This window comes from Clostridia bacterium (assembly GCA_036562685.1).
Lineage (GTDB): Bacteria > Bacillota > Clostridia > Christensenellales > DUVY01 > DUVY01.
The window spans coordinates 1-3,082 of the sequence record DATCJR010000009.1; the positions used below are offsets into that span (position 1 = coordinate 1).

The 3,082-nt window shown below is 36.6% G+C and carries 3 protein-coding genes; all 3 read right to left on the bottom strand.

Features of this window, described 5'->3' with window-relative positions; all coding sequences use genetic code 11:
- Positions 1 to 946, bottom strand: a 946-nt coding sequence (gene mraY / locus VIL26_00330) for a phospho-N-acetylmuramoyl-pentapeptide-transferase (protein ID HEY8389393.1), incomplete at its 3' end; no start/stop codon positions are given.
- Between the two features lie 3 nt (positions 947 to 949).
- Positions 950 to 2,392 (bottom strand): UDP-N-acetylmuramoyl-L-alanyl-D-glutamate--2,6-diaminopimelate ligase, encoded by a 1,443-nt coding sequence (locus VIL26_00335; protein ID HEY8389394.1) that lies wholly within the window; start codon positions 2,390 to 2,392, stop codon positions 950 to 952.
- A 95-nt stretch (positions 2,393 to 2,487) separates the two neighbouring features.
- A partial coding sequence (locus tag VIL26_00340) for an SPOR domain-containing protein (protein ID HEY8389395.1) occupies positions 2,488 to 3,082 on the bottom strand: 595 nt, incomplete at its 5' end.

Below are 3,082 nucleotides of genomic sequence, written 5' to 3' on the forward strand. Positions count from 1 at the left end.
TAATTTTAGATTCGTGAATACCTTTTCGCTCAAAATGATGATGAATCGGCGCCATCAAAAAGACTCTTTTTCCGCCTGTTATTTTGAAATAAACGACTTGAATAATGACGCTTAAGCTGCTCAAAACAAACATAACACCTATTATCGGCATAAGCAATTCGGTTTTAGAAAATACTGTAACGCAGGCTACCGCGCCGCCCAAAGCCAGTGAACCTGTATCACCCATAAAGATTTTGGCAGGATAACTGTTAAAAATAAGATAACCCAAAACCCCGCCCAAAACAGCCGCGCCAAAAACCACCTGATCAATATACTCATTGATGACCTGTTGATTAATGCCTTCTTCAGTTAGATGATTTATATATAACAGCTGTATAACACATATAAAAAACATATATAGCATTGTTACGCTGCCTGCTAATCCATCTAGTCCGTCAGTCAAATTAACGCTGTTGGTTATAGCAAGAAATATAAAAATTACAAAAGGTATTATGAATACGCCCAGATTAATTTCGTAAGAAGTAAAAGGAATAAAAATATTAGTACCTATAGACGGATTTCTATATATATAAATAGAAATAATAAGCGCAATGAGTGTTTGCGCAATAATCTTTTGATAGGCTTTGAGTCCGAGATTTCGTTTAAATTTTATTTTTATAAAGTCGTCCAGTCCGCCCACTACGCCATAAGCCACCATTACTGCCACAGACATTAAAGCCGCCCCATGGAGCCTTGAAAAAAGCATAGCAACAACCACAGCCAAGATAAATGCTATACCGCCCATAGTAGGAGTGCCTTGCTTGTTAAGATGATTATCTACATAATGTAATATGGTTTGACGGGCTTTAAATTTATTGACAACTTTGATTACAAACGGAGTTAATAAAGCCGATATCAAAAAGGCTACTATCAATGCAATTAAAGCTTGCAATATAATCTTAATCAAGTTTTACTCCGCACTTGTTAATTTTTTTACTACTTCCAAATCAGAAAAAGGATATTTGACTCCCTTAATTTCCTGATACGGTTCATCGCCTTTTCCCGCTATCAAAACAATATCGTCAGGGCATGCCATCATTAAAGCATGCTTAATAGCCTCTAGTCTATCAGTGATACAGACATAAAGACCTTTTGTTTCATTTGCGCCTTGCACAATATCATTGATTATATCGTCCGGATCTTCTGATCGAGGATTGTCGCTTGTTATAACAGTATAATCGGATAATTGACATACCGTTTTGCCCATTTTGGGACGTTTATCCTTGTCGCGGTCCCCTCCGCAACCGAACACTGTAATTATTTTGCCCTTGCAAAACTCTTTTATGCTACGCAGGATGTTGTTAAGACCATCTGGAGTGTGGGCATAATCTATTATGATCTGCTTGCCGCCGCCTACATAAGTTTCAAACCTGCCTTTAACCATTTTCAGATTGCTTATTCCTGCCGCAATGTCTTGAATACTGACATTGAGAAGATAGCATGTAAGAGCAGCACACAGCGAATTATACATATTAAATCTGCCTGGAAGTCGAAAGTTTATTTCATACAGCTTGTCAAACATATTAATGACAAATTTTAATCCATTTATATCAGATGTATAATCTATTCCAAAAGCATCGGCAGGGTTTTGGCAACCGTATGTAAAACATGCGATATTCCCTTGGCAGCAAATCTGTCTGCCTAATTCGTCATCAGTATTAACTACGGCGATTTTTGCATGCTCAGGAGTGAAAAACAAAGACTTTGCCTGTTTGTAATTTTCCATGGTTTTGAAAAAATCCAAATGGTCCTGGGTGCAATTAGTAAGCACCGCGATATCAGCGACTATTCCATCCATTTTTCTTAGTGCAAGAGCATGCGCAGAAACTTCCATCACTACCCAGTCTGTATGGCAGTCAGCCATACGCCTAAAAATTGAGTGAAGCTCTATCGGATCAGGCGTGGTAAGCAAAGGCGGATATTTTTGACCGTCAATAATAATTCCAGATGTACCTATCAACCCAACCTTTTTTCCCGCAGCTTCTCCTATGCTTTTAATAATATATGTAGTAGTGGTTTTCCCGTTTGTGCCCGTTATACCGATCAGCTTCATAGACTTAATGGGATTTCCAAAAAAATTAGATGATATTATTGCCATTGAGCTGCGAACATCTTCAACTATGACCTGAGTGATATCAAGATCAGAAAAAACACGCCTGCATATAATTGCTGCAGCACCATTTGTTACTGCATCATAAACAAAATTATGTCCATCAAAATTTTGGCCTTCCAAGCAAAAAAACAATCCGCCTTTTGTTACGGCTTGGCTGTTATGAAAAAGACCGGTTATTTCCACATCCAGTCCGATAATTTCTTTTGCTTGAATACCGATTAAAAGTTGAGATAATTTCATAGGTTTTTTCCTTATCTTTTTTTATTATTTTAAATACATATCATTCAAAAAACCTTTTGATTTGTGTCGGATTTTTTCCTTTTGTGCTAAAGATTTCAGCCTATTTCTTTGGCTAGATTTCTATATTCAATTAATATTTGAGTGTAAGCATACTTGATTTCAGAAGATAATTTTTGCTTTTGAACAGTATTTATCAAAGAATTAAGCGTAGTCAACATACTAAGCATTGCAGTTTTTATGCGTATATGTTCCATTCTGCTATTATCTTTGGTCAGTTGGGTGTATTCATCTATATGGGCTTTTAGACTATCATAAGTCAGCTTTATATCCTGCAAGACTGCTACATCCGTAGTCTGACCTTTGTCTAACAAAATGCTATGTTCATATAACTTTTTGTATATTGCGTCCCATTTTGACAGAGATTCTTCAACAGCTTGTTTTATCTTTTTGTCCGAAAAGTTTAATGATATAGCTGGAATACTAATAATATATTTTGAAGAAGCATATTGCGTCGTATTGGCTATAACCGTCAAAGCTTGTTCTTCCTGCGGATAAACACCTGCAATTATTCGGTAAGAACCGTCAACAATGATATATCCTGCTCCGCCCAATTCTTTTATGGCATTAGAAGCATTTTTGGCTTCGCTTTCTGTTATATAACTGCCTATTTGCACTGCGTAATAATCTGTT